1 protein-coding gene is annotated in these 447 nt (G+C 33.6%); it reads right to left on the reverse strand.

The features are described 5' to 3' along the window. Positions 1-144: 144 nt before the first annotated feature. Positions 145-447: hypothetical protein (locus RMT89_RS41175; protein ID WP_315888871.1), on the reverse strand; the 303-nt coding region annotated here is incomplete at its 5' end.

Genomic DNA, 447 nt, shown 5'->3' on the forward strand with positions numbered 1-447 from the left:
TCGGTTTTGGAACATTATTTTTATTTAAAATCTGTTATTTCTATCAAAGGAAAGGTGAATTTTTATTGAAACAATTCATCCCGAATTTATATTGATTCCGAAACAATTCCAATTATCCCTTTTTCTTTGCATCAGCTCCGCTCTTCAATCCAATGCAATTAATTTAGATAGCATTTTATAGAATGTTGGAAAAGAACTATATTCGGATACGATTGGGGTTTTCCTTCCTTTGTATTTTCTATTTGATGGACCCAATTGAATTTCTCCCACATTAGTTTCCATGTATATCCTATGTGAATCTCCCCATATATCCCTAATATCACTGAGATGAATCGTTTTGACTTGTTCAGGAAAATCTCCAGAGGTACTCTGTATTTGACCAATAAACAAGTAATCCTGTATGATCCCGGATTTAGCAACATTTGGACAAAACTTAGTGCCTCTGGA

The sequence above is a fragment of the Streptomyces sp. P17 genome (assembly GCF_032436805.1).
Classification (GTDB): Bacteria; Actinomycetota; Actinomycetes; order Streptomycetales; family Streptomycetaceae; genus Streptomyces.